The sequence below is a fragment of the Nonomuraea sp. NPDC004354 genome, assembly GCF_053602555.1.
Map to the genome: position 1 here is coordinate 377,862 of NZ_JBSGDV010000003.1, position 20,106 is coordinate 397,967.

General features: G+C 71.2%; 23 protein-coding genes and 1 riboswitch. Of the genes, 16 read left to right on the top strand and 7 right to left on the bottom strand.

The features are described from left to right. The first annotated feature begins 44 nt into the window (after window positions 1-44). A complete protein-coding gene (locus tag ACWENQ_RS12465; protein WP_452414151.1) occupies window positions 45-1,037 on the top strand; it encodes a LacI family DNA-binding transcriptional regulator in 993 nt (330 codons plus the stop codon). A gap of 69 nt (window positions 1,038-1,106) precedes the next feature. On the opposite strand, the gene glyA is transcribed toward ACWENQ_RS12465, so the two are convergent. From glyA to ACWENQ_RS12485, 4 genes are all read right to left on the bottom strand, one after another. Beyond that, window positions 1,107-2,360 (bottom strand): serine hydroxymethyltransferase, encoded by a 1,254-nt coding sequence (gene glyA / locus ACWENQ_RS12470; RefSeq protein ID WP_354904305.1) that lies wholly within the window; start codon window positions 2,358-2,360, stop codon window positions 1,107-1,109. Between the two features lie 25 nt (window positions 2,361-2,385). After that, window positions 2,386-2,466, bottom strand: a riboswitch (ZMP/ZTP riboswitch). A gap of 24 nt (window positions 2,467-2,490) precedes the next feature. Continuing rightward, complete coding sequence (locus ACWENQ_RS12475; protein WP_452414153.1) at window positions 2,491-3,453, bottom strand: YihY/virulence factor BrkB family protein; 963 nt, start codon at window positions 3,451-3,453, stop codon at window positions 2,491-2,493. A gap of 66 nt (window positions 3,454-3,519) precedes the next feature. Next, on the bottom strand, window positions 3,520-3,891 hold the full coding sequence (locus ACWENQ_RS12480) for a YccF domain-containing protein (protein ID WP_354904310.1): 372 nt from the start codon (window positions 3,889-3,891) through the stop codon (window positions 3,520-3,522). Between the two features lie 32 nt (window positions 3,892-3,923). Beyond that, entirely contained in the window at window positions 3,924-4,706 is a 783-nt protein-coding gene (locus ACWENQ_RS12485; protein ID WP_452414155.1) for a TIGR03084 family metal-binding protein, read from the bottom strand. Between the two features lies 1 nt (window position 4,707). Between ACWENQ_RS12485 and ACWENQ_RS12490 the strand changes: the two genes are divergently transcribed. From ACWENQ_RS12490 to ACWENQ_RS12515, 6 genes are all read left to right on the top strand, one after another. Then, complete coding sequence (locus ACWENQ_RS12490) at window positions 4,708-4,848, top strand: hypothetical protein (protein WP_354904315.1); 141 nt, start codon at window positions 4,708-4,710, stop codon at window positions 4,846-4,848. Window positions 4,849-4,909: 61 nt separating this feature from the next. Beyond that, window positions 4,910-4,981, top strand: a complete 72-nt coding sequence (locus ACWENQ_RS12495; protein ID WP_354905218.1) for a putative leader peptide — start codon at window positions 4,910-4,912, stop codon at window positions 4,979-4,981. Window positions 4,982-5,104: 123 nt separating this feature from the next. Next, on the top strand, window positions 5,105-6,778 hold the full coding sequence (locus tag ACWENQ_RS12500; protein WP_449924244.1) for a nitrite/sulfite reductase: 1,674 nt from the start codon (window positions 5,105-5,107) through the stop codon (window positions 6,776-6,778). After that, complete coding sequence (locus ACWENQ_RS12505) at window positions 6,775-6,918, top strand: Insertion element protein (RefSeq protein WP_354904319.1); 144 nt, start codon at window positions 6,775-6,777, stop codon at window positions 6,916-6,918. Before ACWENQ_RS12500 ends, ACWENQ_RS12505 begins: the two co-directional genes overlap by 4 nt. Continuing rightward, window positions 6,915-7,643 carry a phosphoadenylyl-sulfate reductase gene (locus ACWENQ_RS12510; RefSeq protein ID WP_354904321.1) on the top strand — a complete coding sequence of 243 codons (729 nt, stop codon included), beginning with the start codon at window positions 6,915-6,917 and terminating at the stop codon, window positions 7,641-7,643. Before ACWENQ_RS12505 ends, ACWENQ_RS12510 begins: the two co-directional genes overlap by 4 nt. Before the next feature lie 239 nt (window positions 7,644-7,882). Beyond that, a complete protein-coding gene (locus ACWENQ_RS12515; RefSeq protein WP_449924249.1) occupies window positions 7,883-8,596 on the top strand; it encodes a sirohydrochlorin chelatase in 714 nt (237 codons plus the stop codon). Window positions 8,597-8,730: 134 nt separating this feature from the next. Here the strand turns inward: ACWENQ_RS12515 and ACWENQ_RS12520 are convergent, their stop codons facing one another. After that, a complete protein-coding gene (locus ACWENQ_RS12520; protein ID WP_354904325.1) occupies window positions 8,731-9,393 on the bottom strand; it encodes a DUF1707 SHOCT-like domain-containing protein in 663 nt (220 codons plus the stop codon). A 94-nt stretch (window positions 9,394-9,487) separates the two neighbouring features. On the opposite strand from ACWENQ_RS12520, the gene ACWENQ_RS12525 reads away from it, so the two are divergent. From ACWENQ_RS12525 to glgX, 4 genes are all read left to right on the top strand, one after another. After that, the gene (locus ACWENQ_RS12525; protein ID WP_449924252.1) at window positions 9,488-10,879 is read left to right on the top strand and encodes an ankyrin repeat domain-containing protein; all 1,392 of its coding nucleotides are present in this window, start codon (window positions 9,488-9,490) and stop codon (window positions 10,877-10,879) included. A gap of 133 nt (window positions 10,880-11,012) precedes the next feature. Next, entirely contained in the window at window positions 11,013-11,546 is a 534-nt protein-coding gene (locus ACWENQ_RS12530; protein ID WP_449924255.1) for a peptidase inhibitor family I36 protein, read from the top strand. A gap of 104 nt (window positions 11,547-11,650) precedes the next feature. Next, window positions 11,651-12,079 (top strand): OsmC family protein, encoded by a 429-nt coding sequence (locus ACWENQ_RS12535; protein ID WP_449924258.1) that lies wholly within the window; start codon window positions 11,651-11,653, stop codon window positions 12,077-12,079. Window positions 12,080-12,249: 170 nt separating this feature from the next. Beyond that, window positions 12,250-14,379, top strand: coding sequence for a glycogen debranching protein GlgX (gene glgX, locus ACWENQ_RS12540; protein ID WP_449924261.1), 2,130 nt, complete (start codon window positions 12,250-12,252; stop codon window positions 14,377-14,379). Window positions 14,380-14,502: 123 nt separating this feature from the next. Here the strand turns inward: glgX and ACWENQ_RS12545 are convergent, their stop codons facing one another. Then, the gene (locus ACWENQ_RS12545; protein ID WP_449924264.1) at window positions 14,503-14,892 is read right to left on the bottom strand and encodes a RidA family protein; all 390 of its coding nucleotides are present in this window, start codon (window positions 14,890-14,892) and stop codon (window positions 14,503-14,505) included. Between the two features lie 73 nt (window positions 14,893-14,965). Between ACWENQ_RS12545 and ACWENQ_RS12550 the strand changes: the two genes are divergently transcribed. Continuing rightward, a complete protein-coding gene (locus ACWENQ_RS12550) occupies window positions 14,966-15,871 on the top strand; it encodes a LysR family transcriptional regulator (protein WP_452414156.1) in 906 nt (301 codons plus the stop codon). Here the strand turns inward: ACWENQ_RS12550 and ACWENQ_RS12555 are convergent. Beyond that, complete coding sequence (locus ACWENQ_RS12555; RefSeq protein ID WP_354904337.1) at window positions 15,864-16,262, bottom strand: hypothetical protein; 399 nt, start codon at window positions 16,260-16,262, stop codon at window positions 15,864-15,866. The genes ACWENQ_RS12550 and ACWENQ_RS12555 overlap by 8 nt on opposite strands. Before the next feature lie 130 nt (window positions 16,263-16,392). Here ACWENQ_RS12555 and ACWENQ_RS12560 point away from each other — a divergent pair, with 130 nt between their 5' ends. Genes ACWENQ_RS12560 through ACWENQ_RS12575 form a run of 4 tightly spaced genes read left to right on the top strand, consistent with a single transcriptional unit; the run spans window position 16,393 to window position 20,086 of the window. Further along, window positions 16,393-17,112 carry a pyrimidine reductase family protein gene (locus ACWENQ_RS12560; RefSeq protein ID WP_354904339.1) on the top strand — a complete coding sequence of 240 codons (720 nt, stop codon included), beginning with the start codon at window positions 16,393-16,395 and terminating at the stop codon, window positions 17,110-17,112. 2 nt (window positions 17,113-17,114) lie between these two features. Continuing rightward, on the top strand, window positions 17,115-18,239 hold the full coding sequence (locus tag ACWENQ_RS12565) for an ATP-dependent DNA ligase (protein WP_452414158.1): 1,125 nt from the start codon (window positions 17,115-17,117) through the stop codon (window positions 18,237-18,239). A gap of 26 nt (window positions 18,240-18,265) precedes the next feature. Continuing rightward, on the top strand, window positions 18,266-18,619 hold the full coding sequence (locus ACWENQ_RS12570; RefSeq protein ID WP_449924277.1) for a hypothetical protein: 354 nt from the start codon (window positions 18,266-18,268) through the stop codon (window positions 18,617-18,619). A gap of 36 nt (window positions 18,620-18,655) precedes the next feature. Beyond that, the gene (locus ACWENQ_RS12575; RefSeq protein WP_452414525.1) at window positions 18,656-20,086 is read left to right on the top strand and encodes an aldehyde dehydrogenase family protein; all 1,431 of its coding nucleotides are present in this window, start codon (window positions 18,656-18,658) and stop codon (window positions 20,084-20,086) included. Window positions 20,087-20,106 lie beyond the last annotated feature (20 nt).

A 20,106-nucleotide genomic window follows, 5' to 3' on the forward strand; every position in this document is an offset into this window, starting at 1 on the left:
GGGTGTTGCCAAAACGTTTTCTCAAACGCCGATAGGATCATTCCATGAGCTCACGCGCCGGCATCCGCGACGTCGCCACCGCCACCGGGCTGTCGATCACGACGGTGTCCCACGCCCTCAGCGGCAAGGGCCGCGTCTCCGCCAAGACCAGGGCGATGGTCCTGGCCGCCGCGGAGGAGCTCGGCTACCGGCCCGACCCGATCGCCGCGGGCCTGGCCTCCGGCCGGGTGGGCGTGATCGGCGTGCCCGTCGTCCACCTCGACTCGCGGCACTGGGGCCACACCTACCGGCCCTACTACGCCGCGTTCACGGCCGGCGCCACCATGCTGGCCGTCGAGCGCGAGCACGCCCTGGTCGTCGTGCCGGCCGCACCCGGTTCGGGGATGATCCGCAGGGTCCCGCTGGACGGCGTCATCGTGGTCGACCCCGAGCCGAACGACGCCATCCTGGCCGACTGCCTGCGCAGGGCGATCCCCGTGGTCGCCGACGGCGCGCCCCTCGACCCCGGGCACGCGACCGTCCCGGTCATCCACAGCGACGCCGACGACGTGCTGCGCACGCTGCTCGACCGGCTGCGCGCCACGGGCTCGCGCCGCATCGCGCTGCTGACCGGCACCGAGGCCGACTCCTACACGATCGACACCGACCGTGCCTACCGCGCCTGGTGCGCGGCCACCGGCAACCCGCCGATCGTCGAGGCGCTGCAGCCCGACGAGGTCCCCGAGATGGCCGCCGAGCGGCTGCTGTCGCGGGCCGACCGGCCCGACGCCGTCCACGGCCTCAACGAGACCTACGGCGAGGCGCTGCTGGCCGCCGCCAGGAGGCTTGGCCTGTCCATCCCCGGCGACCTGCGCGTGTCGATGATGTGCGAGACCTCGGAGGACAAGCGCTGGGAGGTGCCCCTCACCGTGATCAGCCTGGAGGCCGCCGAGCGCGGCGCGATCGCGGCGGCGGCGCTGATCGACGTTCTGGCCGGGAAGGCGGCCGACCGGCTGCACGTCCCGACCCGCCTGGTCATCCGCGCCTCGACGGGCTGACACGCCGACGGGCCGAAACGCCACCGCCCCGCCACGACGTGCGCGGCGGGGCGGGATGAGCTGGGCGGTCTAGGACAGGCCGGGCGCGGGGAAGCGCGCGGTCAGCTCGGAGACCTCGTGGTGCACGCGGGTGATCACGTCCTCGGCGTCACCCTTGGCCAGCGCGGTGACGACCTCGTCCATCCACGCGCCGATCTGCCGCATCTCGGCCTCCTTCATGCCGCGCGAGGTGACCGACGGCGTGCCGATGCGGATGCCGGACGGGTCGAACGGCTTGCGGGTGTCGAACGGCACCGTGTTGTAGTTGGTCTCCAGGCCCGCCCGGTCGAGCGCCTGCGCGGCAGGCTTGCCGCCGATGCCCTTGGGCGTCAGGTCGAGCAGGATCAGGTGGTTGTCCGTGCCGCCGGAGACCAGGTCGAAGCCGCGGCTCGACAGTTCCTCGGCCAGCGCCTTGGCGTTGGCGACGACCTGAGCGGCGTACTCGCGGAAGGCCGGCTGGGCCGCCTCGTGCAGGGCCACCGCGATCGCGGCGGTCGTGTGGTTGTGCGGGCCGCCCTGCAGGCCGGGGAAGACGGCCTTGTTCAGCGCCGTGGCGTGCTCGTCGGAGGAGGCCATCAGCATCGCGCCGCGCGGGCCGCGCAGCGTCTTGTGCGTGGTGGTGGAGATCACGTCGGCGTGGCCGACGGGCGACGGGTGGGCGCCGCCGGCGATGAGGCCGGCGATGTGCGCGATGTCGGCGGCCAGGACCGCGCCGACCTCACGGGCGATCGAGGCGAAGCCCTCGAAGTCGATCGTGCGCGGGATCGCGGTGCCGCCGCAGAAGATCAGCTTCGGCCGGTGCTCCAGGGCCAGCTCCCTGACCTGGTCGAGGTCGACGCGGCCGGTGTCCTGGCGGACGCCGTAGCGGACCGGGTTGAACCACTTGCCGGTGGCGCTGACCGACCAGCCGTGGGTCAGGTGGCCGCCGAACGGCAGGCCCATGCCCATGACGGTGTCGCCCGGGTTGAGGAAGGCCATGTAGATGGCCAGGTTGGCGGGCGAGCCGGAGTAGGGCTGGACGTTGGCGTGCTCGACCCCGAACACCGCCTTGGCCCGGTCGACGGCCAGCGTCTCGATCTGGTCGATGACCTGCTGGCCCTCGTAGTAGCGCTTGCCCGCGTAACCCTCGGAGTACTTGTTGGTGAGAACGGTGCCGGTGGCCTCGAGGACCGCCTTGGACACGTAGTTCTCGGACGCGATGAGCTTGACGGTGTCGGCCTGACGGCGTTCCTCGGCCTTGATGAGCTCGGCGAGCTGCGGGTCGACGTTGGCGAGAGAACTCATGACTCCCCTGTCATCATTGACATTGCGCGAAGACCCAGGCGCTCGGCCTTCGCCCCTTCCGCTCCCCGGTGGTCAACCACCTAATGCGCCAGTCGCGACGCCCTAGACGATATCGGATGTCCATCGGCTGTCAGCCTGCCGTACGGCCGGCCCTGCCCCTGGTCGTCCCCTCCCCCGGCCACAGCCGGTCGACCTCGGCGTTCAGGATGGCCCCGATGAGCACGGCCAGCGCGGTGATGTACAGCCACAGCAGCACGGCGATGGGCGCGGCCAGCGAGCCGTACACCGAGACGGGCGAGAACCAGGAGGCCAGGACCGTGCGCAGCACCATCGCGCACACCAGCCACAGGAACAGCGCCAGGACCGCGCCGGGCAGTTCGCGGAACCACCGGGTCCGCACGGGCACGCTGACGTGGTAGAGCAGGGTCAGGAACAGCACCGAGCCGATGATGACGACGGGCCAGTACAGCACGTCGACCAGCACCGCGTAGTCCTTGATCGCCGATCTGAGCAGGTCGGGCCCGATGAGCATGACCGGCATGACGACGACGCCGATGAGCAGGGCGATGAGGTAGAGGCCGAAGGACATCAGCCGGGTGCGGATGATGCCGCGTTCCTCGCCCAGGCCGTAGGCCACCGAGATGAGGTCCACGTACACGTACAGCGCGCGTGAGCCTGACCAGAGCGCCAGCAGGAAGCCGACCGAGATCAGCGGCACCGTGTTGCCGCTGCTGAGCACGTCGTCCAGCAGGGGCTTGATCACCTGGTCGATGGCGTTGTCGGTGAAGATGAACTGCGCCTGCTTCTCCACCTCGGCGCGCACGGTCTGGACGGTGTCGGGGCCCAGCACGAAGCTCAGCTGGGCCAGCACGGCGATGAGCCCGAGCACGAACGGCGGCAGCGACAGCAGGGCGAAGAAGGCGGCCTCGCCGGCCAGACCGGTGACGCGGTAGTTGACGCCGGCGTCCACGGACGCGCGAACGATGGCCCACGACCGGGTGTCCAGCACCCAGCTGAGCCGCTCCCTCGCGCGGCTCATGCTGAGCCGCGGCCCGCGGCGCTTCGCGCCGGGCGGTGCGTCGGTGGACGTCATGGCAACCAAGGTATTCGCTGTCCGAGGTCAGCTTCCCCGCATGACCTGTGACAATCCGATCTCGTGTCAGGTTTCGACGATACGCGCGCCGAGGGGCAGGAGCGAGACGGGGATGAGTTTGATGTTGGCCACTCCCAGCGGGATGCCGATGATCGAGATGAACAGCGGGATCGCGGTGATGATGTGGCCGAGCGCCAGCCACCAGCCCGCGAAGATGATCCAGATGACGTTGCCGATGGTCGACATCGCGCCGGCGTCGGGATCGCGCACGACGGTCCTGCCGAAGGGCCACAGCGCGTAGCCGGCGATCCTGAACGAGGCGATGCCGAAGGGGATCGTGATGATCAGGATGCAGCAGATGACGCCGGCGATCACGTAGCCGATCGCCAGCCAGAGGCCGGCCAGGACCAGCCAGATCACGTTCAGAATGGTGCGCATATGCTCAGCATGTCAGCACATATCCCAAACGATCATCCGGAATCGCCCTGAATCACCCCTGACGGGTCCCTGCCCTTCCCCGGCGGGCCCGCGAACGCCTGCGCGACCGCCGTCCACTCCCGCGCCGTCTCGCCCGTCACCTCCAGGCGCAGGTCGTCCAGGTGCCGCCGCTGGGTCACCAGCAGGCAGAAGTCGAGCATCGGCCCGCGCACCACGTCCCGCGCTCCCGCGGGCCCGGCCGTCCACGGCGCGCCGTCCGGCAGCGTCAGCTCCACCCGCACCGGGTCGGCGGGCACCGGCCTGCCTCTGACCGCGAAGCCGTACGGCATGGCCCGCACCCCCAGCGTGGCCACGTGCCTGAGCCTGGCGGTGGGAGTCCTGACCACGCCCAGCGCGTCAGCCACGTCCTGGCCGTGGGCCCAGGTCTCCATCAGCCTGGCGGTGACGAAGGAGGCGGCCGACATGGGCGGGCCGTACCAGGGGACGCGCCGCCTGGGATCGAGCGTGGCGAACACCTCCAGCATGCGGGCGCGGGCCGTACGGAACCACGCGCGCACCTCGGCGGCGGGCAGCGCGCGGGCCTCGGCCACCAGGTCGTCGACGAAGGTCTCGGCCACCTCGCCGGCCCGCAGGGAGCCGGGGTCGGTGACGGCTCTGACCGCCGCCTCGTCGAACCACGCCAGGTGGCCGACCTGGTCGCGGACCAGCCACCCCTCGGCCGGCGTGGGGAGCTCCCAGTCGGCGCCCTCCAGGAGCGACTCGAGGTCGGCGGTCTCGTCGCGCAGGTCGATGAGCAGGGCCGGGAAGAAGTCCACGATGAATAATCAAGTGGTGATCTGCGAGAAGTGCAAGGAGAAGCATCACGAGGAGTGCAGGGGCGGTTCGTGGTGCGACTGCCAGCACCAGAGCGAGGACACGCCCAAGGAGTCGGAACTCGACTGGCCCAGGCAGGGCTGAAGATCGTCCAGACTCTGGACCACTGTTGGACATGGCAGACCGCCAAGGTATGGTCTGAGGTATGCCAGCGGACCCAATGCTCGTCGTGCGACGTCACGTCGACCTTCAGCGTGTCCGCAGCGCCATCTGTTAGCGACGCCCGCTCTCCTTTCCGTTTTCTTTCTGGAACGACGCGCGCGTCGCACACCCCGGTCCCCTGCACTCGACGATGAGGCAGGAGGAGGCCGGCGCGCGCCCATGACCCAAAGGACGCGCTATGACCACCCCTGCCAGCCGGCATCACAAGCGCCCGCGCGGCGAAGGTCAGTGGGCTCTCGGCTACCGCGAGCCGCTGAACAAGAACGAGGAGAACAAGAAGAGCGATGACGGGCTGAACGTACGCCAGCGCATCATCGACATCTACTCCAAGCGCGGCTTCGACTCCATCGACCCGGCCGACCTGCGTGGACGCATGCGGTGGTACGGCCTGTACACCCAGCGCAAGCCCGGCATCGACGGCGGCAAGACCGCCGTCCTGGAGCCGGAGGAGCTGGACGACCGCTACTTCATGCTGCGCGTCCGCATCGACGGCGGGCAGCTGAGCGTCGAGCAGCTGCGGGTGCTGGCCGACATCTCCAACCAGTACGGCCGGGGCACCGCCGACGTCACCGACCGGCAGAACATCCAGTACCACTGGATCGAGATCGAGGCGGTGCCCGACATCTGGCAGCGCCTGGAGGCCGTCGGCCTGTCGACGACCGAGGCCTGCGGCGACACGCCGCGCGTCATCCTCGGCTGCCCGCTGGCCGGTATCGACTCCGAGGAGGTGCTCGACGCCACCGAGGCGATCCGCGAGGTGCACGAGCGCTTCATCGGCGACCCGGCCTACTCCAACCTGCCGCGCAAGTTCAAGTCGGCCATCTCCGGCTGCCCGGCCCACTGCACGGTGCACGAGATCAACGACGTGGCCTTCGTCGGGGTCGTCAACGAGCAGGGCGAGAAGGGCTTCGACCTGTGGGTGGGCGGCGGTCTGTCCACCAACCCGATGTTCGGCAAGCGGCTCGGCGTGTTCGTCCGCCCCGACCAGGTGGGCGACGTCTACGGCGGCGTGATCGGCATCTTCCGCGACTACGGCTACCGCAGGCTCAGGCACCGCGCCAGGATCAAGTTCCTGGTCAACGACTGGGGCCCGGAGAAGTTCCGCGAGGTGCTGCAGACGGAGTACCTCAAGGAGGACCTGCCCGACGGCCCCGCGCCCGAGCAGCCGCGCAACAGCCGCCGCGACCACGTGGGCGTCCACCCGCAGCAGGACGGCAACTTCTACGTCGGCTTCGCGCCCAAGGTCGGCCGACTCGACGGCGACACGCTGCACGTGATCGCCGACCTGGCCGAGCGGCACGGCTCGGCCCGGGTCCGCACCACCGTCGAGCAGAAGATGGTCATCCTCGACGTCGCGCCCGACCAGGTCGACTCGCTGGTGGCCGCGCTGGAGGCGCACGACCTGCAGGTCACGCCCTCCACCTTCCGCCGCCAGACGATGGCCTGCACCGGCATCGAGTACTGCAAGCTGGCCATCGTCGAGACCAAGGCCACCGCCTCCCACCTGATCGACGAGCTGGAGAAGCGGCTGCCGTCCTTCGCCGAGCCGCTGACCATCAACGTCAACGGCTGCCCGAACTCCTGCGCCCGCATCCAGGTCGCCGACATCGGCCTGAAGGGCCAGCTGGTCGTCAACGACAAGGGCGAGCAGGTCGAGGGCTTCCAGATCCACCTCGGCGGCTCGCTCGGCGTCAACGCGGGCTTCGGCCGCAAGGTGCGCGGCCTGAAGACCACGGCCGAGGAGCTGCCCGACTACGTCGAGCGGGTCCTGACCCACTTCGAGGACCAGAAGAAAGAGGGCGAGTCGTTCGCCGACTGGGTCCAGCGAGCGGACGAGGCGGACCTCAGATGAGCGAGCGCGCGGTTCCCTTCCACTGCCCGTACTGCGGTGAGGAGGACCTGGAGCCCTACGAGGGCGACGGCGGCTGGTACTGCCGGGCCTGCGCCCGCGCCTTCAAGCTCAAGTTTCTCGGGATCGGAGTGAGGATATGACGCTGGTTGACATCGAGGTGACGTTAAGAGAACAGCGCGGCACGCTCGACCTGCAGTCCATTGTCGAGTCCGCCGCCGTGTTCCTGGAGGGCGCGCCCGCCAGGGAGATCATCCGGTGGGCGGCCGCCACGTTCGGCGACCGGTTGTGCCTGACCTCCTCCATGAGCGACGCCCTGCTGATCGACCTGGTGAGCAGGGTGAAGCCGGGTGTTGACGTCCTGTTCATCGACACGGGCTACCACTTCGCCGAGACGATCGGCACCCGTGACGCGGTACGGCAGGTCTATGACGTCAACGTGATCGATGTGAAGCCGTCGCGGACGGTGGAGGAACAGGAGCGTGACCTCGGTCCGCGGCTGTTCGGCCGCAATCCCGACCTGTGCTGCTACCTGCGCAAGGTGGAGCCGCTCAACCGGGCGCTCGAGCCGTACCTGGCGTGGCTCTCCGGCATCCGCCGCGACGAGTCGCCGACGCGCACGGGCACCAAGGTCGTGGAGTGGGACGCCAAGCGCCAGATGGTCAAGGTCAACCCGATCGCCGCGTGGACCCAGGACGACGTCGACAACTACATGGCCGACAACGGCGTCCTGATCAACCCGCTGCACTACGACAACTACCCGTCCATCGGCTGCGCGCCCTGCACGCGACAGGTGGCCGAGGGCGAGGATCCGCGCAGCGGCCGTTGGGCGGGCATGGGGAAGACCGAATGCGGCATTCACCTCTGATCCAGGAAGCGCTGATCCAGGAAGCGCTGACGCGGGAAACGCCGGCTCCGGAGACCCTGGCCGCAGGGACTCCGATCCCTGCAGCCCTGCTCCCGGGAGCGGTGGCCCAGGGAGCTGTGACCCCGCGAGCTGTCGTCCCGGGAGCGGTGGCCGCTGAACCGCATGCCCCGGGACCTCCTGCCACCGCCGGTCGGCATTCGGCGGGTGAGGGAGCGCGCCTTGGCAGGGGCGCGATCCCGTTGGTCGCGGTGGCGCACGGGTCACGCGACCCGCGCGCCGCCGCGACCGTGGAGGCCCTGCTCGACCGGGTCCGCCGGCGGCGGCCCGGCCTGGAGGTCCGCTCGGCCTACCTCGACCACGGCCCGCCGACGCTCGGCCAGGCGCTGCACGGCCTGCGCGAGGCGGTCGTGCTGCCGCTGCTGCTGACCGAGGCCTACCACAGCAGGGTCGACCTGCCGGCCGCGCTGGCCGAGGCGCGCGCCCGTGACGCCCGCCTGCGCGTGCGCTACGGCACGACGCTGGGCCCGCACCCGCTGCTGCTCGACGCCCTCGACCGCCGCCTGACGGAGGCGGGGGTCGCCACCGGCGATCCCGGCACGGCCGTCGTGCTGGTCTCGGCCGGCTCGAGCGACGCCCGCGCCAACGCCGTCGTCGCGGCTCTGGCCCGCGACTGGGACCGCCGGTCCGGCTGGTGGGCCGTCACGCCCGCCTACGCGTCCGCGGCCGGGCCCACCCCCGCCGAGGCGGTCGCGGCCCTGCGTGCCGCGGGAGCACCGCGGGTGGCCGTCGCGCCGTACCTGCTGGCGCCCGGCTTCTTCGCCGACAAGGTACGGCGCGGCGCGGGCGCCGACGTCGTGTCGGACGTGCTCGGTCCGGCCCCCGAGCTGGTCGAGGTGCTGCTCGAACGCTACGAGCTCGCGCTGCGGGCCGAACCCGCCGCGGTCCCGGCCTGATCGGGGCTGCCCCGGCCTATCGGGGCGACCCCGTCCGGCCCGGTTCGAAACCCGGCGTGGTCGGCCCGGCCCGGACCCGGCGTGGTCGGCCCGGCCCGGACCCGGCGTGGTCGGCCCGGCCCGGTCCCGCGGGGTCAGTCGCGGTCGAGCTGCCGCCGCTCGCCGCTCCACAGCTGTTCGTGGGACAGGCCGAGGTGCTCGCGCCAGGCGGCCCAGCCTCGCTTGATCGGCTTGGCCCGCGAGTCGCCGATGACCTTCACGTCGCCCATGACCGCGTAGGCGTGCACGCGCACCACGGGCACGTTCATGCCGGGCGCGGCCTCCAGCACGTCGACCTTCTTGTCGCCCATGACGGCCATGCCGTCGAGGTCGACGTCCACGCCGTCCGGAACGATGATCTTCACATCGCCCATCACGGAGACGGCCGTGACGTCGATGGTGTTGGTGCGGACCTCGGCCTCGCGCAGGTCGAGCAGCACGTCGCCCATCACCGCGACGGCGCCGAGCTCCTGGTCGATCCGCCACTTGCCGCGGCGCTTGGAGTCACCCATGATCGCCACGAACCACCGCCGGCGACGTGAGGGCGGCGCGGCGGGCAGGGGTGCCGCGATGCCGGCGGCCGGCAGGTCCTGAGTGATCAGGGCCAGTTGGGCGTGCGTGGTCGCCTGGTAGGCGGCCTCCGTCCGGTCGGTCAGCTCGACCAGCGTCAACCGGCCCTCGACCGAGGCTTCTCGCAGCCGCTCGACGACGGCCTCTCGCTCGGCGTCTGAGGCGCGCAGGTCCCCCGGTTCATTCATAGACGCAACATATCGCGTTTTGACGGGCTTGCGGAGCCCGAGATCGCCGAGCCGCACGAGTCTGGGCCGAGACGGAAGACGCTAGGGTCCTGTCATGCATGAGGAACAGCTCTACAGGGCGGCGTTGACCGGCGACCTGGAGACCGTGGGCGAGCTGCTGGCCGCGGGCGCCGACCCCAAGGTGGTCAGCCAGGGCGAGGAGGAGGGCCTCCCGCTGTGCGCGGCGGCCGCGTGGGACCGCGTGGCCGTGGCGCAGGCGCTGCTGGCCGGGGGCGCCGACGTCGACGGCGCCGAGAGCGGCGGCTGGCGGGCGCTGGCGTGGGCGGCGGCCAACGGCCATGCCGAGACCGCCCAGGTGCTCATCGAGGCGGGCGCGGACGTGAACGCGGCCAACGACGACGGTGACACGCCGCTGACGCTGGCCGCCAGGCGTGGCGCGCTCGGCGTGGTCAGGGTGCTGCTCGACGCGGGCGCCGACATCGAGAAGTACGACGCCGACGGCGACACACCGCTCGACATCGCGGTCGACTGGGTGGGCGTCCACCTGGAGAGCGCGCTGCTCGACCAGATCGAGCAGGAGGGCTGGGAGTACGTCGTGGGCCGCCAGTACGCCAAGGACGGCACCGAGCTGGTCACGGTGGCCGGCCAGTCCCCCGACGGCGAGGAGCGCGAGCAGGTCCAGGCCCAGCGCGGCCACGCGGCGATCGCCACCCTCCTGGAGGAGGCCGACGGCATCCACACCCCCGTCGACCAGCTCGTGGCCAGGGCGGTGGCGCACCGCGACACCGACGAGGACGCCGAGACGTGGTGGATCGTCGCCGACACCCTCGGCAAGCGCGCCGACGAGGAGACCTACGAGGCGCTGTCCCGGCTGTGCGTCAGCGAGGACGCCCGCGAGCGGGAGTTCGGCGTCGACGCCATCGCGCAGTTCGGGGTCACCGAGGACGGCGACAAGCCGTACCGGGAGCGGACCCTGCCGTTGCTGCGCAAGATGGCCACGACCGAGGGCGACCCGCAGGTGCTGCGGTCGGTGCTGGCGGCGCTCGGCCACCAGGGCGACCCGAGGGCGCTGCCCCAGGTGCTCGGCATCATCGGCCGCCCCGGGCACAAGCGCACCATGACGGACGCGATCGCGCTGGCCGACGTGCTGCCGGGCGATGCCGAACAGCTGGGCGGCGAGGAGGGCGGGCTCTGGAGCGAGGGCCTCGCGCTGCTGGTCGAGATGTCGGCCGACGACGAGGACGAGGTCCGCGACTGGGCCACCACGGGTCTGGCCAACCTCGACGCCGACACCCCGCAGATCCGTGAGGCGCTGGCGAACAGGCTGGCCGACAGCGACCTGCGCACCGTCGCCGAGGCCTCCCGCGGGCTCGCGCTGCGCAAGGACGACAGGGCCAGGGCCGGGTTCGAGCGGGTGCTGGCCGACAGTGACGACGACTACGCCCGCGAGGTGGCCGAGGAGGCCCGCAGGTCCCTGGAGGGCTGAGCGCGCACGCCGCGTGACTCCCCGACGTGCCGCGCGGGAGTCACGCGGCGACTTTGGCGAGAAGGTGGTGTAACACAGCGCAGTCACACGCTAACGTTCCGTTCGTCATCAGCCTCCGACGTTAGGACCGTGCGTGCACATCGGACTCGCCGCCGCGATCACCCTCCTGGCCGCCTGCCTGCCCGCCTCGGCAGGCCATGCCGCCGCCGACCCGACCGACCAGTGCGCGCTCGACAGCGACAACGCGATAGCGGCGCAGCTGGCCCGCCATCCCGGCGGCACGAGGGTCGACACCAACACCGTGAGCTACGACGACGGCGCGCTGAGCGTCCACGTCTTCCCGTCCACGTGCGCGAGTCTCGACGGGCAGGGCGACTGCGACTCGGGCGTGGCCTGCTTCTGGGAGCGGTCGCGCTACCGCGGCAACCAGTGGGTGCTCAGCGGTAAGGGCAAGTGGGTCGACCTGCGGATCGACCGGTTCGGCTCGGTGCACAACAACCACCACACCGCCCAGCTGCTGCTGCGCCGCACCCGTGACACCCCCACCGTGAAGGTCTACGGGTCCTACCTGGGCAGCCCCAACACGCTGCCCTCGGGCGCGCGCCGCCAGGCCGGCACGCTCGGCTGGGCCTGCCTGAGCACGCGCGGCTCGGGCGGCTGCGACTGACCGCCCGCCGGCCGTCGACGCGGCCCCGCGACCCCGCGGCGGGTACCGGCGATCATCGACGACCAGCGGGATATGTTGGGGTTTTCCAGCGAAAGGACATCGCCATGGCGACCACCCGTACCGCGACCACGCAGTGGAAGGGCGCGCTCCTCGACGGTTCCGGTCAGGTCTCGCTCGACACCTCGGGCGTCGGCACCTTCGACGTCTCCTGGCCCTCCAGGGCCGAGGCGGCCAACGGCAAGACCTCTCCCGAGGAGCTCATCGCGGCCGCGCACTCCTCGTGCTTCTCGATGGCCCTGTCCCACGGGCTGGCGCAGGCAGGCACCCCGCCGCAGACGATCGAGACCAAGGCCGACGTGACCTTCCAGCCGGGCGAGGGCATCACGGGCATCGTGCTGAGCGTGCGCGCGCAGGTGCCCGGCATCACCGCCGAGCAGTTCCAGGAGGCGGCCGAGACGGCCAAGGCCAACTGCCCGGTGAGCAAGGCGCTGGCGGGCACCATCATTTCGCTCAACGCCGAACTGCTCGGCTGAGGCCCGCCGGTCGGCGCGGGCCCGGCGCCGCCGCTCGACGCGGGGCCCGCGACGCGACATCTTCCCCGCCCCTGACGGGACGGCGACACGCCGCGGGAGCGAGAACCCCTCAAGGGTTCGTACTCTCGTCATAGCGACGGAAAGGCGGACACGTGCGACAATCGGGCCACATGCGAGAGGTCTGGCCGGGTGAGCCCTATCCCCTCGGCGCCACCTGGGATGGCGTAGGCACCAGTTTCGCGGTGTTCTCCGAGGTCGCCGAGCGGGTCGAGCTGTGCCTGTTCGACGACGACGGCGCCGAGGAGCGCATCGAGCTGCCCGAGGTCGACGGCTTCGTCTGGCACGGCTACCTGCCCGGCATCATGCCGGGCCAGCGGTACGGCTACCGCGTGCACGGCCCCTACGACCCGCCGCGCGGCTACCGCTGCAACCCCGCCAAGCTGACGCTCGACCCCTACGCCAAGGCCATCGAGGGCGAGCTGCGGTGGAACGAGGCGGTCTTCTCCTACCACTTCACCGACCCCTCCAAGATCAACACCGTCGACAGCGCCCCCTACATGCCGAAGAGCGTGGTCATCAACCCGTTCTTCGAGTGGGGCAACGACCGGCCGCCGCACACGCCGTACCACCAGACGGTCATCTACGAGGCGCACGTGCGCGGGCTGACCATGCGCCATCCCGCGGTCCCCGAGGAGCAGCGCGGCACCTACGCGGCCATCGGGCACCCGGCGATCATCGACCACCTGCTCTCGCTCGGGGTCACCGCGGTCGAGCTCATGCCGGTGCACCACTTCGTGCCCGAGCACTTCCTGGTCGCCCGCGGGCTGACCAACTACTGGGGCTACAACACGATGGCCTACCTGGCGCCGCACGGCGCCTACTCCAGCGCCGGCCAGCGCGGCGAGCAGGTGCTGGAGTTCAAGGCGATGGTGCGGGCGCTGCACGAGGCGGGCATCGAGGTGATCCTCGACGTCGTCTACAACCACACCGCCGAGGGCGACCACATGGGCCCGACGCTCGGCTTCCGCGGCATCGACAACGGCGCCTACTACCGCCTGCACGACGGCGACCGGCGCTACTACCTCGACTACACCGGCTGCGGAAACAGCCTCAACGTGCGCTCCCCCCACGCGCTGCAGCTCATCATGGACTCCCTGCGCTACTGGGTGCTCGAGATGCACGTCGACGGGTTCCGCTTCGACCTGGCCGCCGCGCTGGCCCGCGAGCTGCACGACGTCGACCGGCTGAGCGCCTTCTTCGACCTCATCCAGCAGGACCCGGTGATCTCCCAGGTCAAGCTGATCGCCGAACCGTGGGACGTCGGTCCGGGCGGCTACCAGGTCGGCAACTTCCCGCCGCTGTGGACCGAGTGGAACGGCAAGTACCGCGACTCGGTGCGCGACTTCTGGCGCGGCACCGGGTCGGCGCTGCCCGAGTTCGCCTCCCGCCTGGCCGGCTCCGCCGACCTGTACGCCACCTCAGGCCGCCGCCCGGTGGCCTCCATCAACTTCGTCACCTGCCACGACGGCTTCACGCTCGCCGACCTGGTCTCCTACAACCGCAAGCACAACGAGGAGAACGGCGAGGACAACCGCGACGGCACCGACGACAACCGCTCGTGGAACTGCGGCGCCGAGGGGCCCGTCGAGGATCCGGAGATCGTCCGGCTGCGGCACCGCCAGCGCCGTAACCTCCTGACCACGCTGTTCCTGTCGCAGGGGGTGCCCATGCTCTCCCACGGCGACGAACTGGGCCGCACCCAGCGCGGCAACAACAACGCCTACTGCCAGGACAACGAGATCGCCTGGGTCGACTGGTCGATGGCCCGCACCGAGGAGGGCCTGCTCGACTTCGTCCGCGCGCTGTCGCGGTTGCGCCGCGAGCATCCGGTCTTCCAGCGCCGCCGCTTCTTCCGCGGCCACACGCCGGAGGACGGCAAGCGCGACCTGGTCTGGCTCACCCCCGCGGGGGCGGAGATGACGGCGAGCGACTGGCACACCGGCTACGCCAAGTCGATGTCGGTCTACCTCAACGGCGAGGCCATCACCGAGCCTGGGCCGCGCGGCGAGCGCATCGTGGACGACTCCTTCCTGCTGCTGATCAACGCCCACCACGAGGACATGACGTTCACGCTGCCCGGCGCGGAGTTCGCCGACTCGTGGACCATCGTGCTGAACACGGACGACGAGACGCCGCGCGAGGAGTCCCTGGACGATCAGCGGTCGCCGGGCGCGCTGGTGCCGGTCACGGCCCACAGCATGCAGGTCCTGCGCCACGCGCGGCCGGCGTCCCAGCCCTAGACGAGTGCCGAGGTCGCCGGCACCGCTACCCTGCCCGGCGTCCCCGCGCGCCTTCGAGCAGTGGGCGCGCATGCCGCCGGCCGGCACCGGACGGTGAGCGGCCGTCCGCGGCACGGCCGGGCGCTAGGACGCGCGCAGGAGGGCGGTGACCTCGATCTCGATGCGCATCCGCGGGTCGGCCAGGCGGCAGGCGATCATCGTGGCGGCCGGCCGTACCTGCGCGAAGGCCGCGCGGAGCACCGGCCAGCAGGGCTCGAAGTCGTCGGGGTCGGGGAGCATGTAGGTGACCCTGACGACGTCGGCGAGTGACGCGCCCGCGCGGTCGAGGGCGTCGCCGATGTTGCGCAGGCACTGAGCGGCCTGCTCGGTCACGTCGTCGGAGATGGTCATCGTCCGGTAGTCGAAGCCGGTCGTGCCGGAGACGAAGACCCAACCGTCCTGGACGACGGCGCGGGAGTAGCCGATGGCCTCCTCGAAGGTCGACCCGCTGGAGATGAGCGTGCGTGCTGTCATGGCAGGCATCCTCACAGCGGCACGGGCGATATGTCCAAGACGCGGCGTGGGCATGCCTGATATCTCTTGAGATATGGAACGCCCGGAGCTGGACCTCAGGCAGCTGCACGCCTTCGTGGTGCTGGCCGAGGAGCTGCACTTCGGGCGGGCCGCCGAGCGCCTCGGCGTCGCGCAGCCGCCGTTCAGCCAGCAGATCAGGCGGCTGGAGGAGCGGGTGGGGCATCCGCTGTTCGACCGGGCCGCCCGCGAGCTGACCGCCGTGGGCGCGCAGCTGCTGCCGGCCGCGCGGCGGGCGCTGGAGGAGGTCGCCGACGGCCTGGAGGCCGCCAGGCGGGCCGGGCGAGGTGAGGTGGGACGGCTGCGCGTCGGCTTCGCCGCCTCCCTCGCGCTGACCGTCGTGCCCGATCTGATCGCCTCCTTCGGCCGGGCGCGGCCGGCGGTGCGGGTGGAGATGCACGAGATGACCACGACGCGGCAGCTGGCGGCGCTGCGCGACGAGGTGATCGACGTGGGACTGGTGCGCGAGGTGGAGCAGGAGCCCGGGCTCGAACTGCGGCCGCTGCGGGCCGAGGAGGTGGTGGCCGTGCTGCCCTCGGGCCATCGCCTGGCGGCGCGGCGCCGGATCGAGGTGGCCGACCTGGCCGCCGAGCCGTTCGTGTTCTTCCCTCGCGAGCACGGCCCCGGCTTTCACGACCGGCTGCTGGGGCTGGCCAGGGCGGCGGGCTTCGAGCCGCGGGTGGCGCAGCGGGCGGTGGAGTGGCAGACGGTGGCGGGCCTGGTCGCGGCCGGACTCGGCGTCAGCCTGGCCCCCGCCGCGGCGGGCATGGTACGGCCGGCGGGCGTGGTCTACCGGCGGCTGGCGGGCGCACCGACGACGAGCGTCGCGCTGGCCTGGCGGGCGGACACCAGGGACCCGCTGGTGGACGCCTTCGCCACCCTGGCCACGACCCTCGCCCCGCCCGCGCCGCGGCTCAGCTGATCGACGACGCGGACAGCAGGACCAGGACGAAGGTGGTCACGCCCACCACCCCGTGCGCCAGCACCGCCAGCAGCGGGAAGCGCTGCTCGGCGCCCCGCGCGTGGCGTCCGGCGCCGAGCCATCTGGTGAACATCGTGAAGCCCAGCAGCGCCGCCACCGACAGCACCGCGAAGGCCAGCCACGCCAGCGCCCGCTGCCCGGTGACCAGGTATCCCACCCAGCAGGCCAGCGCGGAGCACGCCAGCACCGGATGGGAGAAGATCAGCGCCACGGGGAAGCGGGTGACCTTCGTCGCCTGTTGCCGCAGCCCGCCCCCCGACAGCCACAGGTACAGCAGGTAGCCGCCGATCAGAGCGTTGAGCACCCACGACGCGACCGTGACCACGCCCACCCGGCCTCCTCCGAAGCAGCAGCCCTGCCGCCACGTTATGCACAAACGGCTATGTACGTCTCCTGTTACACCAAACTGCTAATAACGCCCCTCGCCCCGGTTCGTCGGTGCTGTGTGCCAAGGTAGAGGGGTGCGTCGCATCCATCCCGACACAGCAGACGATCCAGACATCCCCCAGGCCTACGCCTACCCCGAGCGGCGGCCCTGGCTGCGCGTCAACATGGTCGCCAGCGCCGACGGCGGCTCGTGGGTGAAGGGTCTGTCGGGCGGCCTGTCCAGCAAGGGTGACCGGCGGATCTTCGGGGTCCTGCGCGGCCTGGCCGACGTCGTGATGGCGGGCGCGGCCACCGTCAGGACCGAGGGCTACGGCCCGGCCAGACCGAGGCAGTCGTGGCAGCCGCTGCGCGAGGGCCGCCCTCCCGCACCGCCCATCGCCGTGGTGACCCGCCGGCTCGACCTCGACCTGGGCAGCCCGCTGTTCACCGAGGCGGCGCCGTACGCGCGGACGATCGTGATCACCTGCGAGGCCGCGCCGAAGGACCGCCGCGCGGAGGCGGCCGAGCTCGCCGACGTGATCGTGGCGGGCGCCGACCGGGTCGACCTCGGCCTGGCCGTCGAGGCGCTGCACGACCGGGGGCTCGGCGGCATCCTGTGCGAGGGCGGGCCGCGGCTCAACGCCCAGCTGGCCGCCGCCGGGCTGGTCGACGAACTGTGCCTGTCGATCAGCCCGATGCTGATCGGCGGCGGCGCCGCGCGCATCCTGAACGGCGAGGCGAACCAGACCGGCCTCGGCCTGGCGCACGTGCTGGAGGAGGAGGGCTTCCTCTTCTGCAGATACATCAGGGAGTAGCCATGGACGACGAGCTCGATCCCCAGCTCGACCTGCCGGTACGGCCGCCGGTGGCGCCGATGCTGGCCAAGGCGGTCAAGGGCATGCCCAAGCAGGACGGCACGCTGTTCTACGAGCCGAAGTGGGACGGCTTCCGCTGCATCATCTTCCGCGACGGCGAGCAGGTGTTCCTGGGCAGCCGCAACGAGCGGCCCTTCACGCGCTACTTCCCCGAGCTGGTCGAGGCGGTCAGGGCGGAGCTGCCCGACAAGTGCGTGGTCGACGGCGAGATCGTGCTGCGCAGGGGGCAGGAGCTCGACTTCGAGGCGCTGCAGCAGCGCATCCATCCTGCCGCCTCCAGGGTGCGGATGCTCGCCGAGCAGACGCCCGCCTCGTTCGTCGCCTTCGACCTTCTGGCGCTGGGTTCGCGCTCGCTGATGGAGGCGCCGTTCGCCGAGCGGCGGGCGCGGCTGGAGGAGCTCTTCCCCGAGGCCCGCGAGTCGATCAGGCTGACCCCGGTGACCACGAACGACGAGCAGGCGTCGGAGTGGTTCGAGATGTTCGAGGGGGCGGGGCTCGACGGCATCATCGTCAAGCCCGGCGACCAGCCGTACGTCCCCGACAAGCGCACCATGTTCAAGGTCAAGCACGAGCGCACCGCCGACGTGGTGATCGCCGGCTACCGCGAGCACAAGACGGGGCCGATCGTGGGGTCGCTGCTGCTCGGCCTCTACGGCCCCGACGGCAGGCTGCACCATGTCGGGGTGGCCGCCTCCTTCCCCATGGCGCGCAGGGCCGAGCTGGTCGAGGAGCTCAAGCCGTACCTCGCCGCGCTGGGCGAGCATCCCTGGGGCGAGTGGGCCGACCAGGCGCTGCTGCGCGCGGGCCTGCCCGCGGCGACCCCGTCGAGCGGCGGCCAGCGGATGCCGGGCGCGGTGTCGCGCTGGAACGCCAAGAAGGACCTGTCGTTCATCCCGCTCAGGCCGGAGCTGGTGATCGAGGTGGCCTACGACGCCATGGAGGGCGACAGGTTCCGCCACACCGCGCAGTTCCGGCGGTGGCGGCCGGATCGGACGCCCGAATCCTGCACCTATGAGCAGCTGGAAAGGCCAGTTTCGTACAACCTTGATGACATTCTTGCCCGCTGAGCGCAAGATACGTTATATCTCGATCTATGACGTCAACTCCTGGCGATGAGCTGCGTGCGGCCGTCGCGGCGCGCCGCGACCTCGGGCCCGACTTCGAGGACTCCCTCGTCGAGTCCTTCCTCGACAAGATCGGCAAGGAGGTCGACCGGCGCGTGGACGATCGCGTGGCCGCCGAGTCGGGCGCCACGTGGCACACGCTGAAGCAGCAGCAGAGCATCACCGGCATGCGGCTGGCGCTGGCGATCGTCTCGCTGGTGATGGGCACGATCGCGACCATCGCGATCACCGTCGGCGACGCGGGGCTGCTCACCTATCTGGTCGTCTGGGGCGGCGTCGTCCTGGTGAACGTCGCCTTCACACTGGGGTCGTCGCGCCGCTAGCCTCGTCGAGCAAGCAAGCATATGCTTGGTTGCGTGATGGAGTATCGCAACCTCATCGGCGGCAGGCTCGTCAGCGCGGCCGACGGCCGCACCCTCGACTCGGTCAACCCGGCCACCGGCGAGGTGTGGGCGCGGATCCCCGCCAGCGGGAAGGCCGACGCCGACGCCGCCGTGGCGGCCGCCCGGGCGGCACTGCCGGCCTGGTCGGCGATGCCCGCCCTGGGCAGGGCCCAGTACCTGCGCAAGGTCGCGGCGGTCTTCGCCGAGCACGCCGAGGAGCTGGCCAGGATCGAGACCCGCGACAACGGCCGCATCCTGCGCGACACCCTGCACAAGGACCTGCCAGGCATGCGCTTCCTCTGGGAACTGGCCGCGGGCCAGGTATTCGACGCGGTCAAGGGCGACACCGTCATCCTCGGTCCCGACAGCCTGGGGCTGACCAGGCGGGAGCCGTACGGCGTGGCGCTGGCGATCATCCCGTGGAACTCCCCCGTCTCGACGTTCTCCGCCAAGGCGGCCTTCGCGCTGGCCGCGGGCAACACCGTCATCGTCAAGCCGGCCGAGCAGGCCAGCGCCTCGGTGCTGCGCCTGGGCGAGCTGCTGGCCGAGGTGCTGCCGCCGGGCGTGCTCAACCTCGTCTCCGGCATGGGCGAGGACGTCGGCGAGGCGCTGGTCAGGCACCGCGGGGTCAACAAGATCAGCCTGACCGGCTCCACCCAGACCGGCATCGCGATCACCCAGGCGGCCGGGATCAAGCCGCTCACCTTCGAGCTGGGCGGCAAGTCGCCCAACATCGTCTTCCCCGACGCCGACCTCGACGCGGCCACCCAGGGCGTCACGGTGAACTCCGTCTTCACCGGCAACGCCGGCCAGGTCTGCGTGGCCGGCTCCCGCATCCTCATCCACCGCGACATCTGGGACGAGATGCTGGAGCGGATCCGCGCGACCGCGGCCGGCATCGTGCTCGGCGACCCGCTCGACCTGGGCACCACGATGGGCCCCATCGTGTCGGCGGGCCAGTACGAGAGGGTCGCCTCCTACCTGGAGATCGCCGAGAAGGAGGGCGCCGAGCTCGTCTTCGGCGGGACGACCGGCGCCGAGGTGGTGCCCGGCCTGCCCGGCGGCTACTGGGTCGCGCCGACGCTCTACACCGCCACCGACAACGCGCTGCGCGTCTGCCAGGAGGAGATCTTCGGGCCGGTCGCGGTGGCCCTGCCGTTCGGCAGCGACGAGGAGGCGCTGGCCATCGCCAACGACTCGGTCTACGGGCTGGCGGCGGGCGTGTGGACGCGCGATCTGGGCCGGGCCCACCGGTTCGTGCGCGACCTGGACAGCGGCGCGGTGTGGGTCAACACCTTCCGGCAGATGCCGCCCAGCCTGCCGTTCGGCGGGGTGAAGGACAGCGGCTACGGTCACGACGCTGTGCTGGAGTACACCAGGGAGAAGGCCGCGATCATCAACCTGTGACGGGCCCCGGCCGGCTGAGC